General features: G+C 45.3%; 23 protein-coding genes. 22 read left to right on the top strand and 1 reads right to left on the bottom strand.

Annotation, left to right across the window (positions count from 1 at the left end; translation table 11 throughout):
* Positions 1 to 86 precede the first annotated feature (86 nt).
* From ABD028_RS08775 to ABD028_RS08705, 15 genes are all read left to right on the top strand, one after another.
* The gene (locus ABD028_RS08775) at positions 87 to 1292 is read left to right on the top strand and encodes a lipopolysaccharide biosynthesis protein (RefSeq protein WP_343844240.1); all 1206 of its coding nucleotides are present in this window, start codon (positions 87 to 89) and stop codon (positions 1290 to 1292) included.
* Positions 1293 to 1322: 30 nt separating this feature from the next.
* Positions 1323 to 2042 carry a glycosyltransferase family 2 protein gene (locus tag ABD028_RS08770; protein WP_343844238.1) on the top strand — a complete coding sequence of 240 codons (720 nt, stop codon included), beginning with the start codon at positions 1323 to 1325 and terminating at the stop codon, positions 2040 to 2042.
* Positions 2039 to 2389, top strand: a complete 351-nt coding sequence (locus tag ABD028_RS08765) for a DUF2304 domain-containing protein (protein ID WP_343844236.1) — start codon at positions 2039 to 2041, stop codon at positions 2387 to 2389. The genes ABD028_RS08770 and ABD028_RS08765 overlap by 4 nt, the downstream gene beginning before the upstream one ends.
* A 134-nt stretch (positions 2390 to 2523) precedes the next feature.
* Positions 2524 to 3603 carry a DegT/DnrJ/EryC1/StrS family aminotransferase gene (locus tag ABD028_RS08760; RefSeq protein WP_343844234.1) on the top strand — a complete coding sequence of 360 codons (1080 nt, stop codon included), beginning with the start codon at positions 2524 to 2526 and terminating at the stop codon, positions 3601 to 3603.
* A gap of 45 nt (positions 3604 to 3648) precedes the next feature.
* On the top strand, positions 3649 to 5085 hold the full coding sequence (locus ABD028_RS08755; RefSeq protein WP_343844232.1) for an oligosaccharide flippase family protein: 1437 nt from the start codon (positions 3649 to 3651) through the stop codon (positions 5083 to 5085).
* A gap of 73 nt (positions 5086 to 5158) precedes the next feature.
* The gene (rfbB, locus tag ABD028_RS08750) at positions 5159 to 6232 is read left to right on the top strand and encodes a dTDP-glucose 4,6-dehydratase (RefSeq protein WP_343844230.1); all 1074 of its coding nucleotides are present in this window, start codon (positions 5159 to 5161) and stop codon (positions 6230 to 6232) included.
* 94 nt (positions 6233 to 6326) lie between these two features.
* Positions 6327 to 7214, top strand: a complete 888-nt coding sequence (gene rfbA, locus ABD028_RS08745; protein WP_343844228.1) for a glucose-1-phosphate thymidylyltransferase RfbA — start codon at positions 6327 to 6329, stop codon at positions 7212 to 7214.
* 14 nt (positions 7215 to 7228) lie between these two features.
* Entirely contained in the window at positions 7229 to 8275 is a 1047-nt protein-coding gene (locus tag ABD028_RS08740) for a TDP-N-acetylfucosamine:lipid II N-acetylfucosaminyltransferase family protein (protein WP_343844226.1), read from the top strand.
* Complete coding sequence (locus ABD028_RS08735; RefSeq protein WP_343844224.1) at positions 8272 to 9468, top strand: glycosyltransferase family 4 protein; 1197 nt, start codon at positions 8272 to 8274, stop codon at positions 9466 to 9468. The genes ABD028_RS08740 and ABD028_RS08735 overlap by 4 nt, the downstream gene beginning before the upstream one ends.
* Positions 9461 to 10357, top strand: a complete 897-nt coding sequence (locus tag ABD028_RS08730) for a glycosyltransferase family 2 protein (protein ID WP_343844222.1) — start codon at positions 9461 to 9463, stop codon at positions 10355 to 10357. The genes ABD028_RS08735 and ABD028_RS08730 overlap by 8 nt, the downstream gene beginning before the upstream one ends.
* A complete protein-coding gene (locus tag ABD028_RS08725; RefSeq protein ID WP_343844220.1) occupies positions 10354 to 10923 on the top strand; it encodes an acyltransferase in 570 nt (189 codons plus the stop codon). Before ABD028_RS08730 ends, ABD028_RS08725 begins: the two co-directional genes overlap by 4 nt.
* Positions 10920 to 12188: an O-antigen ligase family protein gene (locus tag ABD028_RS08720; RefSeq protein WP_343844219.1), complete on the top strand. Its 1269-nt coding sequence runs from the start codon at positions 10920 to 10922 to the stop codon at positions 12186 to 12188. Before ABD028_RS08725 ends, ABD028_RS08720 begins: the two co-directional genes overlap by 4 nt.
* Positions 12181 to 13110, top strand: coding sequence for a glycosyltransferase family 2 protein (locus ABD028_RS08715; protein ID WP_343844217.1), 930 nt, complete (start codon positions 12181 to 12183; stop codon positions 13108 to 13110). The genes ABD028_RS08720 and ABD028_RS08715 overlap by 8 nt, the downstream gene beginning before the upstream one ends.
* Positions 13107 to 13841 carry a WecB/TagA/CpsF family glycosyltransferase gene (locus ABD028_RS08710; RefSeq protein WP_343844215.1) on the top strand — a complete coding sequence of 245 codons (735 nt, stop codon included), beginning with the start codon at positions 13107 to 13109 and terminating at the stop codon, positions 13839 to 13841. The genes ABD028_RS08715 and ABD028_RS08710 overlap by 4 nt, the downstream gene beginning before the upstream one ends.
* Positions 13832 to 14749: an LPS O-antigen length regulator gene (locus ABD028_RS08705; protein ID WP_343844214.1), complete on the top strand. Its 918-nt coding sequence runs from the start codon at positions 13832 to 13834 to the stop codon at positions 14747 to 14749. Before ABD028_RS08710 ends, ABD028_RS08705 begins: the two co-directional genes overlap by 10 nt.
* 349 nt (positions 14750 to 15098) lie before the next feature.
* Here ABD028_RS08705 and ABD028_RS08700 read toward each other — a convergent pair whose 3' ends face one another.
* The gene (locus tag ABD028_RS08700; RefSeq protein WP_343844213.1) at positions 15099 to 17048 is read right to left on the bottom strand and encodes a hypothetical protein; all 1950 of its coding nucleotides are present in this window, start codon (positions 17046 to 17048) and stop codon (positions 15099 to 15101) included.
* Between the two features lie 981 nt (positions 17049 to 18029).
* Here ABD028_RS08700 and wecA point away from each other — a divergent pair.
* The 7 genes from wecA (at position 18030) to fliH (ending at position 25997) form a co-directional block, all read left to right on the top strand.
* Positions 18030 to 19103 (top strand): UDP-N-acetylglucosamine--undecaprenyl-phosphate N-acetylglucosaminephosphotransferase, encoded by a 1074-nt coding sequence (gene wecA, locus ABD028_RS08695; RefSeq protein WP_343844212.1) that lies wholly within the window; start codon positions 18030 to 18032, stop codon positions 19101 to 19103.
* A 219-nt stretch (positions 19104 to 19322) separates the two neighbouring features.
* Positions 19323 to 20390, top strand: a complete 1068-nt coding sequence (locus tag ABD028_RS08690) for a sensor histidine kinase (RefSeq protein ID WP_343844320.1) — start codon at positions 19323 to 19325, stop codon at positions 20388 to 20390.
* Complete coding sequence (locus ABD028_RS08685) at positions 20387 to 21724, top strand: sigma-54-dependent transcriptional regulator (RefSeq protein ID WP_102798321.1); 1338 nt, start codon at positions 20387 to 20389, stop codon at positions 21722 to 21724. Before ABD028_RS08690 ends, ABD028_RS08685 begins: the two co-directional genes overlap by 4 nt.
* Positions 21725 to 22096: 372 nt before the next feature.
* Positions 22097 to 22423 (top strand): flagellar hook-basal body complex protein FliE, encoded by a 327-nt coding sequence (gene fliE, locus ABD028_RS08680; RefSeq protein WP_343844210.1) that lies wholly within the window; start codon positions 22097 to 22099, stop codon positions 22421 to 22423.
* A gap of 14 nt (positions 22424 to 22437) precedes the next feature.
* Entirely contained in the window at positions 22438 to 24135 is a 1698-nt protein-coding gene (gene fliF, locus ABD028_RS08675; RefSeq protein WP_343844208.1) for a flagellar basal-body MS-ring/collar protein FliF, read from the top strand.
* A 2-nt stretch (positions 24136 to 24137) separates the two neighbouring features.
* Entirely contained in the window at positions 24138 to 25199 is a 1062-nt protein-coding gene (gene fliG / locus ABD028_RS08670) for a flagellar motor switch protein FliG (RefSeq protein WP_343844206.1), read from the top strand.
* A gap of 18 nt (positions 25200 to 25217) precedes the next feature.
* Positions 25218 to 25997 (top strand): flagellar assembly protein FliH, encoded by a 780-nt coding sequence (gene fliH / locus ABD028_RS08665; protein WP_343844204.1) that lies wholly within the window; start codon positions 25218 to 25220, stop codon positions 25995 to 25997.
* Positions 25998 to 26056 lie beyond the last annotated feature (59 nt).

The raw sequence follows: 26056 nt of genomic DNA, 5'->3' as shown, positions 1-26056 counted from the left end.
ATTAGCACACAAGCGCAAAACTCGATTCATTTTCCGGCAGCCGATGGTCTGTCGGCGATTACTTTATTGAGCAGCATTAGTTACCCGTGAGCATAAAAAAACAATACGGCCACTATCTGGCATTTTCTCTGGGTAATATCCTGGTTAGCTACCTGTTACTGCTGTTTCTGGCGAATAGTTTGTCAAAGTCTGAGTATGCCCAGTACGGCGTACTTACATCTGTGATGAGCTTACTTTTAATACTGGTTAATTTTGGTCACAAGGAAGCCTTATTTAAGCTTAGTAGTCAGAACCGGATTCAGGATGTTGCACGGTATTTTGGAACATTGCAGTTGTGGCTTTGCGGTTGTGTGTTTTTTTCCTTGCTGGCGTTGTTTTTCAATCTGGAAACAGGCTTGGCAGCCCTGGCATTTTTAGCCTTGTACCTTATGACGCTGGTCAGCAATATTCATCGCGGGCTGGGGTTTTATTTACGCGACGCCGTTTCACTGCCTTTATACCGCGGCATCTGGTTGCTTGGTTGCCTCGGGGTTTATTGCCTTGCCGGCGATTTGGATATAGTTGGCGTTTTCGCTGTTGCTGCGCTGGCCAGCTTGATGGCGCTAACAATCGTCAAGGGGGTTTCCACACTTTGTTCTTATGTACAGCCGATTAGCCGACTGACGCTGCCTTTTGGCAACCCTTTGCTGCGTAATTTCTTTTTGTTGGAAGTGGCCACTATTGCCTATATGAAACTGGATGTCTTGCTACTTAGCGCCTATGGGGTAAAGGAAGTACAGGTAGCCGAGTATTTCTTTGCGATACAAGTGTTTGAGGCCTGTGTATTGCTGACATCGCCTTTAAGTTATCTGTTTTTTAACCGCTACAACCGGCGCACAAATGATAAAGACTCCTTATGGCGCCACCTCTGGCCGTTTGTGGGGCTGTTGTTGTTGGTGGTCATCTTTATTCTGGTTGGTTGGCAGTTACTTGGCCCCTGGTTGCTGGCCTGGATGTTCCCGGCATATGAGCAAAGTCACACCTTGATCAGCCTGCTACTGTTGGCCCTGTTGCCCATGGGCTTGAGCATGTTGCTGTCACATTGGTTGTTCGCCAGGGACAAGGAATGGAGTTATGTAAAAATCTGTGCCGCTGGTCTGCTACTCTGCTCAATCGGCAATATTCTGCTTATTCCACATTTTGCTGGAATAGGTGCGGCCATTACCCGTTTAGCTACTGAATGCGTAATTGCTCTGTTGTTAATATGCGTATGTTACTGGCTGCTGGAGCGAGACAAAAAGACGACAGCATAAATATACAAGGGCATTATTGGCGTATTACTAATGTTCGGAGTTGGATCTATTAAAACTGCCATTGTTATTCCCGCCAAAAACGAATCGGCAAGCATTGCTGGGGTACTGGCTGATATTCACAAGAACACCGGTCTGCCGGTTATTCTGGTAGACGATGGCAGTACCGATCAAACCGCCTGCATTGCCAAGGCTGCCGGAGCCAGCGTTCTGGCACACTGCGAAAGCAAGGGCGCCTGGATCGCCATGCAAACAGGGATGCGATATGCCTGGCGGCAAGGTTATCGACGAGTGATTACCATGGATGCCGATGGCCAGCATCTGGCCGGTGAAATTGCCAAGCTCAGGGAGGTGGAGGCAAAGGCGCAGGTTATTGTTGGAGCAAGCTCACTGCGCGGCGGCTTGCTGCGTCAGTTTGCCAGGGCTTTGTTTCGCCGTATTGGTGGGTTGTCGGTGCGTGACTTGACCTCAGGGTTTAGGTTATATAATGCCGAGGCCTTGATGTTATTGGTCAGCTCACGCGCCTCGTACTTGGAATATCAAGATGTTGGGGTATTACTGTTCATCAAGTCAGCAGGACTTTCGGTATATGAGGTCGAAGTTGAGATGAATGAGCGGGCTGATGGTAAGTCGAGAATTTTTTCCTCTTGGTTCAAGGTGGGATACTATATGGCTTCGACATTATTACTGAGTTTTGCCAAATCCATGCCGGACAAGAATGCGCGGCGTGTCACAGCAGAAGACGAGAAATGAATACTCCGCAACTTATTTCTGCCCTAATCAGCCTGGCTATCGGGATCAGTATTATTGTGTTGATCCGTCGTGACCATCTGATGCATCGCGACGGTATTAAATGGATGCTGATTGCCTGCCTTATATTGGTAGCAGGGATATTTCCCTCCTGGGTAGATGTGCTGGGCCAATATCTCAAAATTGGCTATCCACCCATTATTCCTGTGTTGGTGGGAATGGGCGTTATTTTGATTAAACTTCTGCTGGCGGATATCGAAAGAGCCCGCATGCAGGTTACTATTAACCGTCTGGTACAGCGTTTGGCTATTATTGAAGCCGAGCAATCGCATAGCCAACAATCGCTATAAAGGCCGTATCAAGGTATCACCTGCGGCTTCTTCCATGTTGCGATTACACTCTTATACGTTTTGCAAGGTTCGCCAACTGGAAGCAGTTGGCGGATGCTGGCATAATCTCGCCCTTGCGATTTAGGATGTTCCGGATGATCCCTGTAACCAAGCCTTACTTTCCCCCTATTGAAAAGTATCAGAAGTACTTGTCGGATATTTATCAACGGCAATGGCTGACCAATAGTGGCCCGCTCCACCAGGAATTAACACAAAGACTGGAAGATTATCTGGGGGTACAAAACCTGTTGCTGGTATCTAATGGCACCCTGGCATTGCAGGTGGCGTTTAAGGCGCTGGGCCTGCAGGCAGACGGCAAGGTGCTAACCACACCTTTTACATTTGCTGCCACCCCCGGTGCCCTGGCGTGGGAGGGGTTAAAACCGGTGTTTTCCGATATTTGCCCTAAGAGCTTTAATCTCGCCGCTGGCACTCTGCCCGAGAATGGGAATTTTAGTGCAATTCTTGGTGTGCATGTCTTTGGTAATCCCTGCGAAACCCAAGCTATACAAGCTTACGCCGATGCCAGGCAAGCCAAGGTGATTTACGACGCCGCGCATGCTTTTGGGGTGACACAAAAAGGCAAGTCTGTACTCTGTGCAGGTGATGCGTCAACCCTGAGCTTCCACGCCACCAAGTTGTTCCATACTGTTGAGGGTGGGGCTATTGTGTTTCGGCAGCGCGAGGATTTTGAACGCGCCAAGCAGATGATTAATTTTGGCTTGGATAGTCACGGCATACCCCAGACGATAGGTATTAATGCCAAGTTGAGCGAAGTTCACGCCGCGATGGGATTGGCTGTATTAGATGATATTCAACGCATAACTGAACGTAGGCTGGCAATAGTTAATCAATATAAACTGAATCTGCAAGGGTGTGTTGGTTTTCAGCATTGGCAGGAAGGTGCATCGATCAATGGTGCTTATATGCCTGTAGTCCTGGAATCAGAGGCAGATATTAATCGTTGTGTGAAAAACCTGCAAGAAGAGCAAGTATATCCCCGGCGCTATTTTTATCCCAGTCTGAACAAAGCTCCGGCATTTTATCAACAGTCTGATTGTTCAAACTCGGAGTCTTTGGCGAATCGAATACTTTGTCTTCCTCTCTATACAGACTTGTCAACACAAGAGGTGGATCGCATATGTCACATCTTAAAAAGTGGTTTGAGTTCCTAGCTTGGAAATTGCTCAGAATGCTCGAATTGTGAAAATAAGCAGCCTATGAACTTATTTAATCGTGCCAAAAAAGGCTTGGCCTGGAATTCTCTTGGCACTTTGTTAAAAAGTGCACTCGGATTGGCACAAATAGCCTTGTTGTCACGTTTTTTTTCGGCAGAAGAGCTTGGAACGTATTCACAGTTCTTCCTGGTGTATACCTTAAGCTTGATGTTGGTTGATTTTGGCTTAACAACCGCAGCTATTAACAGAGATCAACTGACAGAACATGAAAAAAGACAACTGGGACTCGGATTCATTGGTAACGGCCTGCTGATATCTGTAGCCTTGTTTGTCGCTGCGCCTGCACTGGGTGCCTTGTTAAACAATCCATTGCTAGCCACTATATTACCTTGGTACACACCAGCACTGTTAATTATGGCTGTTGGTAACTATGCCGCGATGGAATGCCAAAAGACATTAAACTTCAGTAGGTTAGTGTTGGCAGAGACCTTGGCTTCGGTGATTGGCTTTACCTTTTTGACAGTTGCACTGCTAAATGGCTTTGGTGTCTATTCTTTTATACTGTCCATTACAATCAATCACCTGGTACGAACCGGGATGCTCTTGGTGGTGCATCGACAATTATCCTGGCGCCTCTGGGAACTGCGCATCAGTCAACTCAGCGCGTTTTACCGTTATGGAGGACACTTTACCGGCGCTAACCTGCTGAGCTTCTTGGTAACCAGTCTGGATATTTTACTGATCAGCCGTTTTCTGGGGGTGGAAAAAACCGGGCAGTACGGCCTGATTAAGGACTTAGTTTTCAGAATTGCCACCTTACTTAACCCTGTGCTTACTCGTGTTGCCTTGCCTTTTTACGCAAAAATGCAAGGGTATACTGGCCTTGGTAGTATCTACTGCCGGGTCAAGGAACTCCTTTGCTATTTGACTGTGCCCATTTATAGCTTTTTTATTATGTTCCCAGAACTGAGTATCAATGCGCTGCTTGGTGAAAAATGGTTGCACCTGTCAGTATTGCTGCAACTTTTGGCGGGCTGGATGATTATTCGTTCAGTAATGAGTCAGTCCGGTTCACTACTTTCTGCTATAGGTTGGGTAAGGCAGGCATTTGTGTGGAATATCTTTATCGCAGTGCTGGTTCCGCTTGTTATCTGGTTTGGTACACAATCAGGAATAAAAGGCGTTGCAACAGCGTTACTCGTTATGCAATTGTCATTGTACCTCCCACATTGGTATTTTTTGCTTCGCCCTGCAGCAGCAGTCTCTGTCAGTCATTACCTACTGGCGCTCGCATTGCCGCTGCTTACTAGCATACTGACGCTGTCTTTTGTTGAAATGTTGCTACCAGGCGAGTCCAATGACATCGGGACACTACTCATCGCATTGGTAATGGCTGCGCCGATTTATATGCTACTAGCATCATTTAGATTAAAGCATTTGTACCTGCAACTAAAAACACAAGTCTCCGCGGTCAGTTAGCTTCAAACGTGTTTTTTAAGATAAATTCACCAGCACTTATGAAGTGTATTCAGCCAAGAGGTCGATATCTATTATGAAAACCCTGCTTATCACTGGTGGTGCCGGATTTATTGGTTCTAATCTGGTACGTTTTATTAACCGCATTTCAGACTGTCGGATTGTCAATGTTGATAAGCTAACCTATGCCGGGAACTTGGCTTCACTTGACAAGCTGACTAACCCAGCGCGACATGTATTCAAGCAAATTGATATATGCAACAAAGACAAATTAGATTCTTTGTTTACTGAGTACAAGCCCGATGCCGTTATGCACCTGGCTGCAGAGTCTCATGTGGACCGTTCAATAGATGGACCCGCAGAATTTATTCAGACCAACATAGTGGGTACTTACAATTTACTTGAAGCGGCCAGAGCTTACTGGAATGGGCTGGACGAGCAGAAGCGGAAAGAGTTCAGGTTCCATCATATTTCAACAGACGAAGTGTTTGGCGATTTGGAAGGTCTGACAGATTTATTTACTGAAGATACCGCTTATCAGCCGAGTTCTCCGTATTCGGCCAGTAAAGCGGCGTCAGATCATCTAGTCAGGGCATGGCACCGCACCTATGGACTCCCCGTGTTGATTAGCAACTGCTCAAATAACTATGGTCCATTCCATTTTCCTGAAAAGCTGATCCCCTTGATGATACTGAATGCATTGGAAGGAAAGCCACTACCTGTGTATGGCGATGGTGGTCAAATCAGGGATTGGTTGTATGTTGAAGATCACGCTGAAGCACTGTGGACTGTGGTGAATCATGGCAGAGTTGGTGAAACCTACAATATTGGTGGACACAACGAGCAGACCAATTTGAAGGTAGTGCAAACAATATGTGCCATTTTGGATGAACGTATAGCGGAAAAGCCAGGTTCAATTGCCAGCTTTGCTGAGCTGATTACCTTTGTTAAAGATCGACCGGGTCATGACCGACGTTACGCAATTGATGCCAGCAAGATGGCGAAAGAGTTAGGCTGGCAACCCAAAGAAACTTTCGAGTCAGGGCTTAGAAAAACCATTGAGTGGTACTTGAGTAACTTGGATTGGTGTGCCCAGGTACAAAGCGGGAATTATCAGCGCCAGCGGTTAGGCCAGCACAATGAATCATGACGGATAATGGCCCTCATCATTGTGCATGGAAACAAAAAACGACATTCAGTATTATTCGCTGCCTAAGTGCAGCCAGATTTAGCCGAGGAAAACAGTGACAACGGAACAGCGCCAGACAAAGGGGATAGTGCTAGCGGGGGGCAGTGGCACGCGCTTATACCCATTAACTATGGGGGTATCGAAGCAACTGATGCCTGTTTACGACAAGCCGATGATTTACTACCCCATTTCTGTGCTTATGTTGGCAGGTATCCGGCAGATCGCATTAATTACTACCCCGCACGATCAATCTCAGTTCCAAAAACTACTTGGTGATGGTCAACGCTTTGGAATAGAGATCACTTACTTGGTACAAGAGCAGCCAAATGGTATTGCCGAAGCATTTTTAATCGCGGAAGATTTTATTGCCGGTGACAATGTCTGTCTTGTGTTGGGTGACAATATTTTTTACGGCTCAGGCTTCTCTCCAAAACTCAAAGCTGCCGCCAGGAAAAATAGCGGAGCTACAATATTTGGCTATCAGGTTAAAGATCCGGAACGTTTCGGTGTGGTTGAGGTTGACGAGCATCTCAATGCGGTGAGTATTGAAGAAAAGCCTTCTAAGCCAAAATCTAATTACGCTGTTACTGGCTTGTATTTCTATGACAGCCAGGTTGTGGAGATTGCAAAAACTATCCAACCATCTGCCAGGGGCGAGTTGGAGATCAGTTGTGTCAATGATGTTTATTTGCAGAACAAACAATTGCAGGTAGAGATTCTCGGACGGGGGTTTGCCTGGTTAGATACCGGCACCCATGATAGTTTGATGGAAGCTTCTCAGTTTGTTCAGACTGTTGAACATCGGCAAGGATTCAAGATTGCTTGCTTGGAGGAAATTGCATTCTTGAACAAATGGTTGCAAGCGGACGACGTTTTAAGGTATGCCGAAATTCTAGAGAAAAACGATTATGGTCAGTATCTTCGGTCGCTAGTTAATATATGAGTATGGGAAGGGTAATGGTGATCCATGTTTTTCACTCAACACCTCAACATAACCTGAATATGATCCCATATTTCAGAAAAGTATATATTGAGCAGGATTTGTCTTTTTGTGTCCGAGTGCCAAATGACAATGAAAAACTCAAATATGCACACTTAGAAGGGGTAGAGTTTTACGGTAACGCACAACAGTTGTTCGAATTGTTATCTACCAAAGACTGCGACGCTATTGTATTCCATGGCATGTTTGATCTGGCTGTGGCCTATCGACTGGCACTCTCTAAGTTAACGTCCAAGTGTCATTGGATAGCTTGGGGAGGAGATATTCATGATATGCGTGTCCGGCCCAGACGACTTTATTCAAGAACTCTCAAGCGCATCATTCGAGGGCTGGCGGCTCACAGAATGAAATCTGTTTCAGCACTGAACAGTGGTGACGCAGAGTTGCTTGAAAAACTACTTAAGCATCGCAATGTCGGAGTGTTACCTTATCCTTTAATCGATGTTAAACCACTGCCCTTCAAAAAGAATACTGGTGGTCCTCTGAAGATCCTGTTAGGAAACTCTGCGACAGAAACCAACTGTCATATTGAACTTTTACATGACTTAAGCAAGCTTGCATCCGAAGATATTGAAATTCATGTGCCATTGAATTACCCAAGCGTAGTCAGCAGAAAGTATATAGAAATGGTTATTGACACAGGGAAGCGTCTCTTTCCTTGCAAGTTTATTCCTATATTAGAGCTGTTGAGTAAGTCTGATTTTGAGGAATATCTACTTGATATGGACGTGGCAGTTCTCGGACATGAAAGGCAGCAAGGACTTTTTGTGGCATATTATATGCTCATGAATGGAAAAACCCTTTATGTTAAAAGTGGTACTAGCAGTTTTAACACTTTTAAACAGCTTGGATTTTGTATTAAAGATACCCGTACTATTAAGGATGAAGATTTCTTATCTATATCTATTAAATCTGATGTGAAACTTAATAGGAATAAAGAATTGTTGCTTGCCAACTTCTCCGAGCAAGCATTGCAAGATACTTGGTTGAAGTTGTTATCATGAATTTTAGTTCATTAAATAAATATATTTTACTCACCAGTAATGCTTACTTACCTAATCGGGGTGGAGTAGAAAATTCTTTGTATTATCTTGCCAGAGCATTCTCTGAAAAAGGATATAATGTAATAATATTGATTAGTGACGTCGGCTGGTCTCCAGCTTATGTGGATGAAATAATCGAGAATGTTGAAGTCAGGAGATATCGTACAAGATTTATTAATTCAAAAATAGCACTACCTTTTAATGGAATTATTGTGCTAATGAATTTGCTTTCCCAGTTTATAGAAATTAGAAAGCGTTATTCACCTGTTCTTACTGTTTCACGCTATCACCTTACCACGCTTTTAGCCACCATGGCTGGTCTAAAGCCTCAGTGTTACTTAATTCCCGGTGTGGTTAAGTATCAGGATTCTGTTAAGAATTTGCAATCAAACCCGGGACTCTCTCGTTCCATGATATTACGGTTGAAAAAGAGATATCATATGTGGGTGCAAAAGTTGGCACTTTCTTTTGTTGACAGGTGCTTGGTATTCAGCGAGACCATGTTTAAACAAGTGGCAACTGTTGCATCCCCAAAAGACACTGTATCAATTGTAAAACCTGGGGTTGATTGTGACTTTTTTAAACCGCTTAGTGAACAAGCTAAAAAAGCACTGAAAAAAGACTCTTCCATCTTTGAAAATGACTTTGTGTTTTTGTCAGTGGGTCGAATGGTTAGAGCCAAAGGTTTTGATCTTTTAGTAGACGCTATGCGGTCCTTAAGTCAATGCAAGCTTGTTCTTGTTGGAGACGGTCCAGAGCTGGAAGAACTAAAGCGTCGTGCAAATGAACTCGGCATGTCAAACCAGATTGAATTTATAGGTCAAAGTTCCAATCCACTTAAGTATTATCAGATAGCTGATGCTTTCGTTATGAGCTCAAGATATGAGCCATTGGGGCAGACGATACTGGAGGCGCTGGCCTGCGATTTGCCTGTGGTTGCTTTTCGAAGTGGACCAGGCGTTGATACGGCAACCGAGGAGGTCATTGGTAAATATGCCTTTTATGCTGATGATGCGAATGCTGAGTCTTTGGCTGAGGCGATGCAAAGATGTATGGAATGTAAGTTTAACAACGGTCTGGCATATCAACCCAGACAACTGGCGCTAACTTCCTTTTCGTGGAAAACGCTGGCCGGGAAACTGTTGAATGAGTGAAATCATTGTGTCGGTCATTATACCGGTTTATAACGACACGAGCCGACTTTTCAAGTGCCTCTCAGCGCTTAATGTGCAAAGTGGAGATGTACCTTTTGAAGTTATAGTTATCGACAACGGCTCAAGTGAACCATCTGCAATTGAGAAGTGTTGTAGTCCCTTTAAATTTGTCAGATTAGCCACAGAAACCGAAAAGGGGTCTTACAAAGCTAGAAACAAAGGATTATGTATTGCCCAAGGAAACATCATTGCATTTACTGATTCAGATTGTATTCCCGACCCAAGTTGGATTGCCGAAGGGGTAGCTGCCCTTAAAAACGAGTCAAAAAATGTAATAGTGGCGGGGGATATAAAGGTTTTTTCAGCTTCAAGTGTTCCCAATTCAATTGAATTATATGAACAACTATTTGCCTTTCAGCAACGTGAAAACGTTAGAGCGGGGCACTGTGTTACTGCCAACTTGTTTTTGCATCGAAAGATATTTGAAGATATCGGTGTATTTAATGCTGAGACATTGTCTGGCGGAGATGTTGAGTTTTGTAAACGTGCAAGTCGGATGGGAAAATCTTTTGGTTTTGCTGAACACGCAGTTGTTTTACATCCTGCCAGGGCCAGTTGGAAAGAGTATCGAACCAAAATTAGAAGGATAATGGGCGGTGCATACAAATTGAGAAATCAGGAAGATTACATGGCCGAACAATTCACTTTCTTAGGGCTGCTTAGACTATTAATACCGCCAGTTAATGGTGTGATGTACATTGCCAGAAGGTCAAATAGCTTGACGGATTTTATTCGAATTGCTTCTGTCTTAATGATGGTAAGGTATTATGGGTTTTGGATTAAGTTTCTGTACAAGTTCAAGATTTTGAGGGAGTTCGAGAGAAAATGATTGAAATCACTAAGCTCATTCTTTTCAAATTTCTCATCTTTTTTTTGGGATTTGCATTGAAAATTTTTTCTTCCCCAAAAGGGAGTGATCTGTTAGCAACGATGCAATATCGCTTTGATCTAATAAGATATAAGAAGAAGGGGGTGGTGATTGGTGCTGGCTCGGTTTTGTATGATTGTCGATTCTCTCATTCTTACAAAGGAGATAGATTCTTCATTGGTAACAATTGCACTATAACTGGTACTACTTTTCTAGGGCATGATGCCTCTCCAACAGTCTTTATGCCCGAGCTTAAGGTGCGAAGCCAGCCATATTTGCCTGGCGCTAGACGTTCTTATAGGTCTGCTATTCATGTAGGCGATAATGTATTTATAGGTGTCGGAACTATTGTATTAGCAGGCGTCACTATCGGTAGTAACGTCGTAATTGGGGCCGGTAGCGTTGTCACTAAAAATGTGCCCAATAGTACAGTGGTTGCAGGAAATCCAGCTAAATTTATTAAGCGTTTCGAAGAATACGAGAGTAAATACAGACAGCGATTTCTAGATGAACCGGAGGCGTTTTGAAACTGTCTGGTATAGAAGTCAGTATAGATATACCGAAGTCGATAATTCTTCTTTGTGTTTTAATTTTGCCGTTAGTTGATAACCTTACGGGGGCGTTGTTTAAGTTAGGGGTGTTATCGGAAGGTGCGATAGGTTCACCTTCTCAATTGGCACGTGTGTCAATGCTTTTAATTCTATTCTTTGCTTCCTTTCAGTTTAGTCAGTCTCGGGTTATTTTGTTTAAATTTTTTGCTTTACTTGGCTTTATGTTGTTGACAGAGTCAGTGGTGGCATTTTTTCATGTGAATCCAAAGGCATATATTTTTGGAGTGGTATTTCTCACAAAGGTACTTTTCTTCTTTTTATTATATGAATTTCTTAAGGCCTGGATTCAATGCCGTGACGATGCCTATGCCTTTATTATGAAGTCTGCGGTTTTATATGGAGTTGTTATCTCTATCACTCTGATTGCTGCGTATATCTCAGGTTTTCATATACCAAACTATGAAGGTAGAGGTGCGGCTACCAGAGGACTATTTGTTTCAGGGAATGGCATAGGTATTACATTGGGGATCGCTTGTCTTCTTAGTTTATATGCCAACTATCTGAGCAATAAGTTAAGTTACCTATGCTATTCAATCTTAATGCTATTTTCGATTGTGTTGATTGGTACTAAAGCCGCTTTAGTGCTCTCTATAATTTGTTTCTCGGTGCTTGCTTTTTTGTGCTGGAGAAGGGCTCCTATACTGACTTTAATCTTATTTTTATCATGTATCTTTTTTTTCTACTCTCATTTGGTTTCATTTCTTTCGCTGGTTTTTGAAAATATACTATCAAAACTAAATTCGGACTATGACAAAGTTCAGATACTGGCAAGTTCCAGAGATGTATTTATAAAAGATGCTTTCTCGGTAATAAATTGGAATGATTGGAAAAGTCTCAGATTTTTATTTGGTGGCGGGGCATATTATAGCTATCTTGACTTTTGGTACAGCCAATCTGTAATTAGAAAAACATTAGAGAACGATTTTTTTGAACTTTTTTTCTGTTATGGAATATTGATGGCTCTATTGTTTACTGTTCTTCTGATCAGAGGAATGGTTAAGGGTATTCTGTCAGGGAAGATATTTATTGTTATGTGTCTATTCCTGATTTCAATGCATTCTCTTCTGGCTGGTCATGTGCTATTTAATGGTACGTCTTCAATTATGTTAAGTATTGTGCTTGCACTGGCGTTTACTTCAACTTCGTCAGATATTCGCGATAGGTGGGCAAAAAGTGGTTGATATCTCTGTTGTAATTCCTCTTTATAATAAGAGGGACTATATCATCAGGGCTGTGCAGTCTGTTTTAGAACAGACGTATCAAGCGCTAGAGATTATCGTCGTCGATGATGGTTCAAATGACGGTAGTGCGGAGCTAGTGAGAAAGTTGGCGCATAGCAAAATTAGAATCATACGACAATCTAATCAAGGAGTATCGTCGGCACGAAATACTGGTTGGAAAGCTTCCATGGGAGCACATATTGCCTTTTTGGATGCGGACGACTACTGGCAGAGCTCATTTCTTGAACAGATTGGTCTGCTTATTGAATCGTATCCGGATGCTGGCGCGTATTGCTCTGCCTACTCCTTTCTTATTGACGGGGTCAGAAAGCCTGCAAAGTTATCCGAAGTTCCTCATCGGTCGGGGTTACTTGATAATTATTACGCCAGCGCCAGTAAAGGGCACTTGCCGGTAACGGCTTCATCTGTCGTTATTAAAAAATCCAAACTTCAGCAATTTAACGGTTTCCCTGTTGGTTGGCCAATGGGAGAAGATCAATTCATGTGGATGTCGTTGGCAAGTCATTCAAAAATTGCTTTCGTAAACATAGATTTAGTTACATATGTTCATCAAGTTGACGGGAGTGCTTGTAGTGTTAATAAAGTGTTGGAGCCACTTCCGCATGTCAAGTTACTCAATTGTTGGTTGCAAGAGGGTGTTATTGCTAGAGAGCATACTCAAGCCGTTAAAGTGCTATTAAACAGAAGCGGTATATATATGGTTTTGAATAACATTTCTTCAGGGCGAACAGTCGAAGCTCGAGCTTATCTCAAGTCACTTCCGTATATAAGCTGGAATGTTCTGTCTATTGCCAGCTTTGTGTTGAGTTACTTACCCAATAAATGGTCTTCTTTTGTTATCCAAAAGGTATTGAAGAAGTGAACGCCCTGATTAATTTAAAGCTTAAGAGTGCCCCCTCAACTGAAGAGTTGTTGGCGTCCCTTTTAGTCGACCATGATGAGCCTGTTTCAGTATCTTTTGTCAACCCCTACTCCTATCAAATACTAGCGCAAAGGCCTGATCTATTGAATGCCTTGGATCATCTTTATTGTGACGGTGTTTCGGGGGCCAAGCTGCTATCTTGGAGGTTGAAATGTAAAATAGAGAGAGTCAGTTTCGACATGACGTCACTGGCTCCCATATTTTTTAGATTCTCTGAAGAGAACAATCTGCGAGTTTATTTGTTGGGTGCCAACCAGAAGGAAGTGGAAGGTTCCCGGGATTCTTTTCTTAAGACGTTTCCGAAACTTAATGTTGTTGGTGCAAGGAATGGCTATTTCTCGAATGAGAGTGAGATGACAAAAGCCTGTGAAGATATTTTTTCCAAATCTGCAGACGTGGTAATAGTCGGCATGGGGACACCTAAACAGGAAGAGTTTATAAAATATATTAAATCTTACTCAAATACCGGACTAAAAGGTATTTTTACTTGTGGTGGGTTCATTCATCAGAGCTCCCTGAAGGCAGAGTATTACCCCTATTGGATAAACAAGTTGGAGCTACGTTGGCTGTATCGCCTGTTGTTTGAGCCTCATTCCCGCAAGAGAGTGTTTAAATACTATCCAAAATTCCTAATCAATTTATTATTTAGTAAGGACTCGTCATGGCAATAAAGCAAGAGAATATGCTGTTAAAGATAGGAATAGGAGAGTTCTGTCATGAGCTTATTAGGCGTTGGACTTGGGTCGCTGCCTCAGGTATTGCAGTCGGCATTGTCTTCGGCATTTTTGCCTGGACAACCTACGACACATACCGGGCCGATGTACTACTAGTGCCAAACTCTGTTAATGATGCATCTGGACTTTCGGCAATGGCCAGTCAATTTGGTGGTTTGGCCAACCTGGCGGGTTTATCAATACCTCAAGCGAAAGATAAAACCACTTTGGCATTGCAAGTTCTGGAATCCAGGCAGTTTTTAAACGAATTTGCCAGGAATCGGAATTTGGAAGTGCCGTTAATTGCGGTTAAAGGTTGGAATAAGGAGACTGATACTGCGATCTACGATTTGGAAAAGTTTGATCCAAAAACCAATACCTGGCTGAAGAGACAAAGTGGTGAAAGTACCTATTATCCTACTACAACAGAGCTCTACCTCGCTTTAATGAGATTAATTGAAATTGAATACAACAAAACAGAACAGACAGTGTCGATTTCATTCGTTTATTATGAGAAGCATCGATCGAAGCAATACCTAGACTGGCTAATTTCTGATTTGAACGAAAACATGAGAAATGCTGAAGTATTGGAGTTGCAACGCACGGTGGACTATTTGACGGAGAAAGCTGAATCGGCCTCTAATGTTGATATTCAAACTAGCTTTTATCGTATTATTGAGGAACGCCTTAAGGCAATAGCTTTAGCGAGTGTCCGCCTTGAGTACGTATTAAAAACTATTGATCCCGCAATAACCCCGGAAGAGAAATATGCTCCTAAGCGTGCTCTAATTGTGGTGTTGGGAGTTCTTGTCGGAAGTTTATTTGGAAGTTGCGGGATCTGTATATCAATAATGTTTCGAAGGTAAGAATTTATTTTTTATATTAATGGCTGGAATAAGAATTATAGCTTTTTCCTACTTTTAAGTTGCCCTTTTCCAGCCTGAATTTTAGAGTAGACTGTTAAAGCATTACCCGGGTATATGTCAGATTAATCTAGCACATATTTTAGAAAGCCAAGTTGCAAATTGGCATAAGGTTGTCTGATTTTTTTCAAAAAAAACGTTGCGCTTATATTGCGTATTGAATAGCTGTCCCGCATTCAATATCTATTTTTCAAGAGGATGTGGACGTTGTTTGTATATGGAAAGACAGTATTCCTTCCGCCGCCAGCACCCATGGAAACGTTGAGATGGTACAACGATTAGAAGTATCCCTTTAGTGATGCTTATCGTTGGTTAATAAATACCCTGACGCTCCCATATAGTTATCTATATTTCTTAGTGCAAAATCAGATAGTTTTTCAATATTTTGTAGATGTTGCTTTAGTACTTTGCTTTCGTATCCTTCGAATTTAAGACAAGTACTCCTGAGTTCTTTCCAGTAAAGAACATTCATTTCGATAATTTTATTTATTATTTCTTTTGCCGCGCTTTCCAATTGATTTGAGTTGGAAAATAATCCACTGATGTTTATATAGTTAAGGATGAAGTTAACTATCATCATTAGGCTGGTCCATCTATCTTTACCTGGAATTACCAGACTGCTAATATCTAGCCTGTTGTCTTCTAATGCGAATGTGCTAGGCAGAAAATCTCGTAGCCCTTGCATTTCTTTAGGTATTTTGGCATTGTTAACGGCACCTGTACAATTAAGTACTCTTATATTCAATCCATTTGAAATTTGAAATTCTAAAGGAACACTGAAAAACCATGGGGCATGCTCGTCTACAAAGCCATAGGTGAGATAAGTAATTACAGGATCGTCAAAATTATATCTAACAAAGATCTCATCTCCACTGTTAAGCTTGTTACCTGCTACTTCAATGCTTGGCTTATCTTCATTCACTGAATAGCCAGGCACATGCATGGAGTGGTTTAGAAAATCAATAACAGATAGCAACCCATATTCGACTTCGTTATGAGTTCTAACTCCCGCTGTCTTAAGTGTTTTCTGATTATATGAAAATCTTCGAGATGAAAAATAACTGCTGATCAATAACTCCTCATTTTTTTCTGAACGCAGTAAATCCAGCATGGCATTGAGTGAGCTGGAATGACGTTTACTTTCGCAAAGTTTGTTCAACAGCTCAGGATGGGCAGCCAATGCGGTAAGAGGATAAACATCCTTCCACTGTTGAATTTTTCCTGTTGCATTATATAGCTCTATCAACAACTGCATGATTGGAACGGATTCAGAGTTCATAGGTACTTTTTTCGGAGTACAAATCAATTGATAGCTAGTATCAATGCTAAACTCATAGTCGTCTAACAAAGGCATGCAGCGAACAGGAACGGACATAAGAACTGTAGGGTCTTCTATTGACTGAGAAGTGACAATGGATAAATTCCCGTCAAAAATTACAAAGCGAATTCTTTGGTCGAAAAATGCTCCATTTTTTTCAAGTGTTGTGATTAATTTTTTTGTTACATCAATGGCGTGTTGATTATCTCCATCCACTCGATGAGAGGGTATGTAACTTGTTGTTTTATAGTTTATAGTTCTTGTGTTATTTTTTGTTGTGATTCTGTCTCTTACTTCTGAAAACCAAATTTCATTTTCAATTGATTTTTCTATCTTTTTAAAAAAAGAACTCTCTTTTTCAAACTCATTACATTGATGAAATAAATTAAGAGCTTGGAGTAAGTAATTTTTTTCAAGAAAGTTAGATCTTGCTACAGCTTTGTCAAGCCATTCAAGCATTGAAACTCGATCATTGTTTTTTTGATGGCAATCTATAATAAAGAATAAAGTGCGATTGCTCTGCTCTTCATTACTTAATAATGGTTTGGCAAATTCCACTGCTTCACTATAATGTTGTTCTTCGAATAGTATATTGCATAACTTCATCCTTGCCTGAATGTTGGCGATAGAACCATCTATATTAACACTCTGTATTAGTGAGTTTTTAGACAGTTCTTTATCTTGAAGAAAGTGTCCCACTGCTGACAGATTGTTAAGCGTTCTAATGCGTTGCTGTGGTTCCGTCGCCATATTCAGGGCTTCGCTAAAAGAAATTTTTGCTAATTTGTATTGTTTGGTATTAAACCAGCAAAGCGCTTCTTGCTCAGCGGATAGAAAGTGCTTAGGTTTTTTATTTTTTTTCAACAGTGACAGTGCTTTTTTGAACTTTCCTGCTTCTATCAAGGTTCCAATGTCATCGCTCATCTACAATAAACTCAGGTATATGGCTATTTGGTCCAGCATAAACATAATGTTCTTCATCTGTCCATACACAGCCTGCTGAAGACGGCTGTGTAGTGGCCAAGTGAATTAGGCCACCTGATTAGAGCTGCGATGATGTTGCCTCAACCACATTAGGTGACACAATGGCAAAGACGAAAACCCCAACTTCCTCTTCTTGTTTGAAGCACCAGGCAAACAAGTTGCATGTTGCTCGATTGAGCTAATTATAAGTGTTCCTATTTCTCTGCCACATTAATGGTCCCATGGCCTTTGCCAGGGAACGGGAATGCTGCCATAAAGTCTTTCTCTTGTTTATGCAATGTCCACATCACTTCGCATTGATGGCTGCGGCTCTCGGTTTTATGCAGGGTATAACAGAGTTTTCAGTTCTGTTGACTCAGGGAGTACAGACCGGCTGGAGCATCAACCTCAGCATGGCGATAAGCAAGTCAGAACTTTTTAAATTCTAACCTGGTCTGGCATTATATAATCCTTCCATATTGGTTTGTTCTTGGCGTTGACACCAACCATATTCCGAGCTGCGGGGCTGCAATAGGTCAGCAATCTGACTACTGCTATGACCTTGGTTGGCAGAGTCGGCTTCCTTGTGTGATCGATAGGTAGGAACAGCTATTTGGCCAAGCCATGTTGGTCAGTGCGGCGAGGTCACCACCACAACGTGCTACTTTGTAGCAAGGTTAAATACAATATCAATTAATAACATTTTGTACGGTTGATTAAATTTTCGGTAAGCATACACTCTAACAGTCCATTGGCGCTTTGGGCCGTAAAGCCTGAAGAGTATAAATATAACGAGAATAGGATATGGGCAGGAACTTGATGAACCGGCTGCAATCTCTTAGAATTGCCGCGCCCACTAGGGCTTTAGCAGGAAGGAACCTGACAAAAGTAACTGGTTATACAGGTTTTCTTATCCTTAATTTTCCTTTGTAGAGTTTTATCGTGTTAAGTACTGCAATAGTTGTTGCTGTAGCATTCGCCACGTCTTTTTTGTGTGTGATGACCTTCCGCCCCCTTGCTATCGGTATGGGGCTGGTGGACAGACCTTGCGCCCGCAAGCAGCACATAGGTGATGTGCCGCTGGTGGGTGGGCTGGCCATTTATACTGCTATCTGTGTTAGTAGTTTCTTGTTCGTGGACTTTGACAATCAATATAAGCTGTATCTGATCTCCACCGCCTTTATGGTGTTGATCGGGGCGCTGGATGATTATCATGATTTAGACGCTGGCTTAAGGCTGGTGGCGCAGTTTTTGATAGGTTCACTGATGGTGTTTGGTGCCGATCTCTATATCAGTGAACTGGGTAATCTTTTCGGTGGTGGCAGTATTAATCTTGGTTGGTTTGCGCCTCTGTTTACCTTGTTAGCAGTAGTGGCCGCCATCAACGCTTTTAATATGACAGACGGCATTGATGGACTGGTAGGCACCCTGAGCATTAATACCTTCGTGGCGATGGGGATTCTGGCGCTGTTTTCAGGCGTGGTCATTTCATCCGAGTTGCCCGCTATGTTCCTTGGCGCATTGTTTGCGTTCCTGTTTTTTAACTTTGGGCGCTTTAAAGGCGGTCGCTATAAAGTCTTTATGGGTGATGCGGGTAGTATGCTGATTGGTCTGACCATGATCTGGTTGCTGGCTTATTTCACTCAGGGCGACGGCGCCTTTATTCAACCTGTAACTGCCTTGTGGCTGATTGCGGTGCCCTTGATGGATATGGTCTCAGTGATGCTGAGAAGGATATTAGCCGGTTTGTCACCGCTGCGGGCCAGTCGCGATCATTTACATCATATTATGTTGTTCAATGGCTTGAGCCCTTTCCAGGCCACCTGTTTTATCGGCGTAGTGTCTGCGGTGGCCAGTTGTGTCGGTATCGTTACCCAATTAGCGGGTGTCAGTGAGAGCACAAGATTACTGGCCTTTATCGGAGTCTTTGTGCTGTACAACAGCCTGATGATCAAGCAGGACAAAAAGATGGGCAACCACGCCCAGAATCTGGATTTGTTTAAGCGCTTGCGCTAATTGTTGACTACAAAGCCCTTAAATTTGAGGGCTTTTTTATTGCTGTCAATTTCCCGCCGTCTAAAAACATAGATTAACCTACTGATATTTATAGGCTAAAAACTGGCACGGTCTCTGCTTTGCCCTTATGTCCGTTGTATAACGTCCAAGTTTTGACATGAGGTAGCCATGCTTAGCCAGCCTAACGCCGCTGCAGACCAAACCACTCTCCATTCACAAATGGAGATTTTACCCGACGCCGGTGAGCTTTTGCGTTTACAGCAACAGTCCTCGCGGTTGGAGCATTTGCTAGAGGTGATGCCGGCCGGCGTGATTGTGGTGGACGGCCATGGCCAGGTACGCCAGGCCAATCAGGTTGCCATTGAATTGCTGGGCGAGCCTTTGGAAGGCGAGGCCTGGCGCACTATAATTCAACGTTCCTTTAAGCCGCGTGCCGATGATGGTCATGAGATATCGTTGCGTGATGGTCGCAAGGTGAAACTGTCTATCAGCCCATTGGAGCTGGAACCCGGTCAGTTGATTGTGCTGACCGATCTGACCGAAACCCGGCGCCTGCAGCAGCAGCTCAGCCATATGCAGAAGCTGTCGTCCTTAGGGCGTATGGTCGCATCCCTGGCCCATCAGATCCGCACGCCGTTATCTGCGGCTATGTTATATGCGGCCAATTTACAAAACACCACTCTGACACTGGATGCCAGAGGCCAGTTTGCCGACAAACTGCTATTCCGGCTTAAAGATTTAGAGCAGCAGGTGAATGATATGTTGCTGTTTGCTAAAAGCGGCGAACAGCAGGTGGTCAGTGAGTTATCGCTGCAAAGCCTGATGCTGGAAGTAGAAGCCGGTGCCGAAGCGATGTTGATGGCGCGTCAGGCCATTCTGACCGTGGAGCTTCCCGAGCCGGATATTCTGGTACTGGGCAATAAAACCGCCCTGGCCAGTGCCCTGCAGAACCTGATTCACAACAGCATTCAGGCCATGCCCAAGGGCTGCCGTATTCACCTGCAAGCCGGGCGCGATCCCCTCAATCCAACCGAAGTGGTGATCAGCGTGGCAGACAACGGCCCGGGCATTCCCAAAGCGCAGTTGCTGCATATTTTTGACCCATTCTATACCACCAAAAGCCAGGGCACAGGTCTTGGTCTGGCGGTGGTCAAGGCCGTTGCCCAGTCCCATCAGGGCCAGGTGCGGGCGGCCAATCTGGAACAGGGTGGGGCCAAATTTGATATTCGCTTGCCCATCTTGCGGCAACTGGAAAAAACCTTAACTCCTAAGGAGTGCAGAGGATGAGTAACAGTAAAATCCTGATTGTTGAAGACGACGCTGGTTTGCGCGAAGCACTGATTGATACCTTACTGCTGGGCGGCTATCAGATTGTGGAAGCCGATTGTGCGGAAGCCGCTATGGCGATCCTCGGCCAGGAGCCGGTGGACTTGGTGGTCAGTGATATTCAGATGGGGCAAATGTCTGGTTTGTCGCTGCTGCGCAGCATTAAGCAGAAGCTACCTAATTTGCCGGTGCTGCTGATGACGGCATATGCCACAATTGACGACGCAGTGCAGGCCATGCGCGACGGTGCCACGGATTATCTGGCCAAACCATTCGCTCCGCAGGTGCTACTTAATCTGGTTGGGCGTTATGCACCAGCGCAGAAGGTGGAATCCCGCCAGCCTGTGGTGGCAGACCCTGCCAGTAAAAAACTACTGGAACTGGCCAAAAAAGTGGCTAAGGCCGATGCCACTGTGATGGTGTTGGGCCCGAGCGGCTCCGGAAAGGAAGTGCTAGCCCGCTATATTCATGACCAGTCCAGTCGCAGTGAACAGCCTTTTGTGGCAATTAACTGTGCGGCGATTCCGGAGAATATGCTCGAAGCCACTTTGTTTGGTTATGAAAAAGGCGCTTTCACCGGCGCGCTGCAGGCTTGTCCGGGCAAGTTCGAACAGGCTCAGGGCGGCACCATTTTGCTGGATGAAATTACCGAGATGGATCTGGCTCTGCAAGCCAAGTTATTGCGCGTGTTGCAGGAAAAGGAAGTCGAGCGCCTGGGCAGTCGTAAAACCATCGACCTGGATGTGCGTGTAGTGGCAACCAGTAACCGCGACTTACGTCAGGCGGTGGCGCGGGGCGATTTTCGCGAAGACTTATATTACCGCCTCAATGTGTTTCCATTAACTTGGTCGCCTTTAGCCCAACGTCCTGGCGATATTATTCCGCTGGCCCAGCACCTGATTGAACGACACAGCCAGAAAGTAGGGGCGGCCATTCCTGTGCTTAGCGCTTCGGCGCGTAATAAACTGCAGCAATATAGCTGGCCAGGTAATGTACGGGAACTGGAAAACGTTATTCAGCGCGCCCTTATTCTGGCCACAGATGAGCAGATTGATGCCATGGATTTGATGCTGGAGCCGGACTTGCCTCATGAGCTGCCGGAACTGGATACCGAGCCTGAAGGCAGCAAGCTGGGGATGGAGTTGCAACAGCAGGAGCACCAGATAATTCTCGACACACTCAAATCCTGTAATGGTAGCCGCAAGGCCGTAGCAGATAAATTGGGGATCAGCCCCCGTACTTTGCGCTACAAGCTGGCCAGAATGCGCGATGTAGGGATTGAGGTGCCGGCCTGAACAAACTTCTGGCCCCGAAAAATACCAAACATTTCTTGCGGAGACGCAGAGAAACGCAGAGTTACTGAATGATTAGAATACTCTGCGAGCTTTTCTCAGCGCCCCCAGCGTCTCTGTGTGAAGTATTCCGGTATCAGCGAAAAGCCACTCTCGCCAAGCCGCAGAGCTCGCCGAGATAATGCCATGAAACCTCTGTGAATCTCCGTGTTCTTCGTGTCTCTGTGGTGATAATCTATATCCGCCGCCAAATTCCCGTCACGCTATCCTAGCAAACCTGTCAACTACTTGAATTTAAAGGAATAAATAATATGGCACTAGTATTGCTAGGGTTCTGCTAGTCAATTATTCCACGCCCAGTTTATGGAGCCGCCGATGGATATTAAAGCCCAATCCTTGTACAGCGAACTGCAGTCGTTGGCCCGTCAGGCCAGCCTGGACAGCAGTCAGGCGCAACCACTGGTAACCAACCCCAGTTCACAGAATTTTGGCGATATGCTGAAACAAGCGCTGGACAATGTGAACGAGTTGCAGTTTGACTCCAGAAACAAGCAGGTGGCATTTGAAATGGGCGATAAAAGCCTGAGCCTGGTGGATGTGATGGTGGCCAAGGAGAAATCCGGCATTGCCTTTGAGGCCACAGTGCAGGTGCGCAATAAGGTGATGGAAGCCTACAAACAAATTATGAATATGCCGGTGTAACGGGAGACTAAGCTGTGGCAGAAACAACTGGTACAGAACTGGCCGTAACGGGCAACGCCCCCGAGGCCGACAACAACCCGGAACAGCGCTCCGGTTTTATGGAAGGCCTGGGCGGCATCGACTTGCTGCGTCAGATTACCTTGATTGTGGCGCTGGTTATTTGTGTGGCCATTGCCGTGTTTATTGTTATCTGGGCCCAGGAGCCGGACTACCGCCCGCTGGCCAAGATGCCCACCGAAGAGCTTATTCAGACGCTGGATTATCTGGATCAGAATCAGATTGATTACCGCCTGGAAGGCAACGTTGTTTATGTAAACGAAGAGCAGTATCAAAACATCAAACTGGGCATGGCACGCCAGGGCATCAGCCAGGAAGCTAACAGCGGCACCGATATCATCATGCAGGATATGGGCTTTGGTGTCAGCCAAAGGGTGGAAAAAGAACGCTTAAAACATGCCCGTGAACAACAGCTCGCCCGTACTATTGAAGATATCAGCGCCATAACCCGCGCCAATGTGCTGCTGGCCCTGCCCAAGGAAAGCGTATTCGCCCGGGTAGAGAAAAAGCCCAGTGCTACCGTTGTGCTTACCTTGCGCCGCGGTTCGGTATTATCCGGTGAAGAAGTCGATGCGGTGGTGGATATTGTTGCCTCGGCGGTACAGGGTATGGAGCCTGGACGGGTAACAGTGACAGACAATAATGGCCGCTTGCTGAATTCCGGCTCACAGGACTCCCTTTCTGCCCGCTCACGCAAAGAATACGAAATTGAAAAGCACCGTGAAACCGAGTACCTGCAAAAAATCGATTCAATACTGATCCCAGTGCTTGGCCTGGGCAACTACACCGCGCAGGTTGACGTTTCCATGGATTTCACCGCGGTGGAGCAAACTCAGAAGCGTTATAACCCCGATTTACCTGCAGTACGCAGCGAAATGACCATTGAGGAAAACTCAGTGGGCGGCATTGCTGCAGGTATTCCCGGTGCGTTAACTAACCAGCCACCGCTGGACTCCAACATTCCTGAACAGGCCAACAGCAACAATGCCAAGACTACCACCCCTGGCCGTTCCCATAAGGAAGCGACTCGCAACTATGAGCTGGATACCACCATCAGCCATACCAAACAGCAAACTGGCGTGATACGTCGTCTGTCTGTGTCTGTGGCTGTTGATCATACCCAGCAGACTGCTGCCGATGGCACCACCTCGAGTGTGCCCAAAAGTCAGGAAGAGCTGCTGAATATTCGTAGATTGCTACAAGGCGGTATCGGCTTTGATGTGACCCGCGGCGATTCACTGGAAGTGGTGAGCATTCCCTTTAGCCGTATCGACGACCTGGTGGTAACCGAAGTGCCATTGTGGGAGCAGGAATGGTTTATGCGCGCACTGCGCCTGGTGGTGGGTGGACTGGTGATCATTACCTTGATCCTGGCCATTGTCAGACCCATGCTTAAGAAACTGATTTACCCAGAAGACACCCGCGAAGCCGACGCATTTGATGCCGATGCCGGGTTGGATCTGGGTGATGAAACTATCAGTATGCTGTCTCAGGAGTTTGATGAAGGGCAGGTGGGCTTTGCTGCTGACGGTTCATTGATGCTGCCAGACTTACATAAAGATGAAGATATACTTAAAGCGGTTCGTGCCCTGGTGGCCAATGAACCCGAATTGTCAGCCCAGGTGGTCAAGGGCTGGCTGATGCAGGATGAATAATCATGGCAACCAGACAAGTCGCTAAAGTCGCTCCTGAAGAAGCGGAATCCAGTCCAGGCTACGATGTCAGTAAACTGGAGGGGGTAGAGAAAGCTGCTATTTTGTTGCTAAGTTTGTCCGAAGAAGATGCCGCGCAGATCTTAAAGCATCTGGAGCCCAAACAGGTCCAGAAGCTGGGCAGTGCCATGGCCACCATGGAAGATATGACCCAGAACAAAATCACTGCGGTGCATAAGCACTTTATTGAGGAAATTCAGAACTACAGCACCATTGGCTTCCAGAGCCAGGAGTTTGTGCGTAAAGCCCTGACTGCGGCATTGGGTGAAGACAAAGCCGCTAATCTAATCGATCAGATCCTGATGGGCGGCGGTGCCAAAGGCCTGGATTCCCTGAAGTGGATGGACTCCAAGCAGGTGGCCAGCATTATTCGCAACGAACACCCACAGATTCAGACCATTGTGTTGTCTTATCTGGATGCAGAGCAGTCAGCAGAAATTATTGCTCAGTTCCCGGAAAAGGTGCGCCTGGATTTGATGATGCGTATTGCCAATCTGGAAGAAGTGCAACCCGCCGCATTACAGGAACTGAACGAGATTATGGAAAAACAATTCGCCGGTCAGGCCGGTGCTCAGGCAGCCAAGATGGGCGGCCTGAAGTCTGCCGCAGATATTATGAACTACCTGGATACCAATATCGAAGGTCAGTTGATGGATGCCATCCGCGAGCAGGACGAAGAGATGAGTCAGCAGATTCAGGACCTGATGTTCGTGTTCGACAACCTGGCCGATGTAGACGATCGGGCGATTCAGACCATTCTGCGCGAAGTGCAACAGGATGCGCTGCTCAAGGCCATCAAAGGGGCCGACGACGAAGTCAGAGACAAGATCACCAAAAATATGTCCAAACGTGCGGCCGAAATGCTTATCGACGATTTGGAAGCCATGGGGCCTGTGCGTATCAGCGAAGTGGAAGCGGCGCAGAAAGAAATTCTGTCAGTGGCCCGTCGCCTTGCCGATGCCGGCGAAATTATGCTTGGCGGCGGTGGCGGCGAAGAGTTCCTCTAATTTAGTGGGTGAATGTGGATGAGCGGTTCCAAAGTCCTTAAATATCAGTCCCAGGAGCAGGGTGTACGCACCTGGGATCTGCCTTATATGGAAGATACCCAGCCCGAACCGGATAAAACCAATGCCATTAACCGCAGCAGCGAATGGAAATACGAACCTCCCGAGCCTGAAGAAGAAATTCTGCCTCCCACTGCGGAAGAAATCGAGGCTATTCGTCAGTCTGCGTATCAGGAAGGCCTGGAAGAAGGTCGTCAGGCGGGCCACGAGCAAGGCTTGTTGCAGGGGCGCGAAGAAGGGCTGAGCGAAGGCCGTGAGCAAGGTCTGGCTCAAGGGCTGGAAGAGGGCAGACAAAGTGGTCTGGAGGAAATGCAACAGGCGGCCACCATCTGGCAGGAACTGGCGACCAGGTTAACCAAGCCGGTTACGCAGGTGGACAATCACCTGGAGCGCGAACTGGTGGAACTTGCGGTGTCTTTAGCCCGGGCGGTGATCCGAACAGAAATACAAAGCAACAAAAATGTGCTGCTGCAGGCCATTAGCGAAGGGTTAAAAGTGTTGCCTATTCAGGAACGTCGCTATCAGATGCATATGCATCCGGAAGACATCGCCCTGGTAAGGCGCCATTTTTCTGACGAGCATATTGAATCTCAGCATTGGCAGTTTATTGAAACCCCCAATATGCAGCGTGGTGGCTGCGATATCGTTACTGATGCCAATGCGGTGGATGTCAGTATTGAGCGACGGGTGCGTCAGGTGCTGGATAAATTTCTGCTGGAGCAAGGCTTAGACCGGCAATAATGCGGGCTACGGGCTACGGGCTACGGGCTACGGGCTTCCCAAACATTAGCCTCTGTAGG

The organism is Bowmanella denitrificans, from assembly GCF_039522935.1.
GTDB classification, from domain to species: domain Bacteria; phylum Pseudomonadota; class Gammaproteobacteria; order Enterobacterales; family Alteromonadaceae; genus Bowmanella; species Bowmanella denitrificans.
Note: the sequence above shows the minus strand (reverse complement) of the source record. Positions and strands in the feature narration are given on the sequence as shown.

Bases quoted from the DNA above. Each gene is read 5' to 3' on its own strand.
- ABD028_RS08770 (WP_343844238.1), top strand. From the start codon at position 1,323: ATGTTCGGAGTTGGATCTATTAAAACTGCCATTGTTATTCCCGCCAAA.
- ABD028_RS08765 (WP_343844236.1), top strand. From the start codon at position 2,039: ATGAATACTCCGCAACTTATTTCTGCCCTAATCAGCCTGGCTATCGGG.
- ABD028_RS08760 (WP_343844234.1), top strand. From the start codon at position 2,524: ATGATCCCTGTAACCAAGCCTTACTTTCCCCCTATTGAAAAGTATCAG.
- ABD028_RS08755 (WP_343844232.1), top strand. From the start codon at position 3,649: ATGAACTTATTTAATCGTGCCAAAAAAGGCTTGGCCTGGAATTCTCTT.
- rfbB (WP_343844230.1), top strand. From the start codon at position 5,159: ATGAAAACCCTGCTTATCACTGGTGGTGCCGGATTTATTGGTTCTAAT.
- ABD028_RS08740 (WP_343844226.1), top strand. From the start codon at position 7,229: ATGGTGATCCATGTTTTTCACTCAACACCTCAACATAACCTGAATATG.
- ABD028_RS08735 (WP_343844224.1), top strand. From the start codon at position 8,272: ATGAATTTTAGTTCATTAAATAAATATATTTTACTCACCAGTAATGCT.
- ABD028_RS08730 (WP_343844222.1), top strand. From the start codon at position 9,461: ATGAGTGAAATCATTGTGTCGGTCATTATACCGGTTTATAACGACACG.
- ABD028_RS08725 (WP_343844220.1), top strand. From the start codon at position 10,354: ATGATTGAAATCACTAAGCTCATTCTTTTCAAATTTCTCATCTTTTTT.
- ABD028_RS08705 (WP_343844214.1), top strand. From the start codon at position 13,832: ATGGCAATAAAGCAAGAGAATATGCTGTTAAAGATAGGAATAGGAGAG.
- ABD028_RS08700 (WP_343844213.1), bottom strand. From the start codon at position 17,048: ATGAGCGATGACATTGGAACCTTGATAGAAGCAGGAAAGTTCAAAAAA.
- ABD028_RS08690 (WP_343844320.1), top strand. From the start codon at position 19,323: ATGGAGATTTTACCCGACGCCGGTGAGCTTTTGCGTTTACAGCAACAG.
- ABD028_RS08685 (WP_102798321.1), top strand. From the start codon at position 20,387: ATGAGTAACAGTAAAATCCTGATTGTTGAAGACGACGCTGGTTTGCGC.
- fliE (WP_343844210.1), top strand. From the start codon at position 22,097: ATGGATATTAAAGCCCAATCCTTGTACAGCGAACTGCAGTCGTTGGCC.
- fliG (WP_343844206.1), top strand. From the start codon at position 24,138: ATGGCAACCAGACAAGTCGCTAAAGTCGCTCCTGAAGAAGCGGAATCC.
- fliH (WP_343844204.1), top strand. From the start codon at position 25,218: ATGAGCGGTTCCAAAGTCCTTAAATATCAGTCCCAGGAGCAGGGTGTA.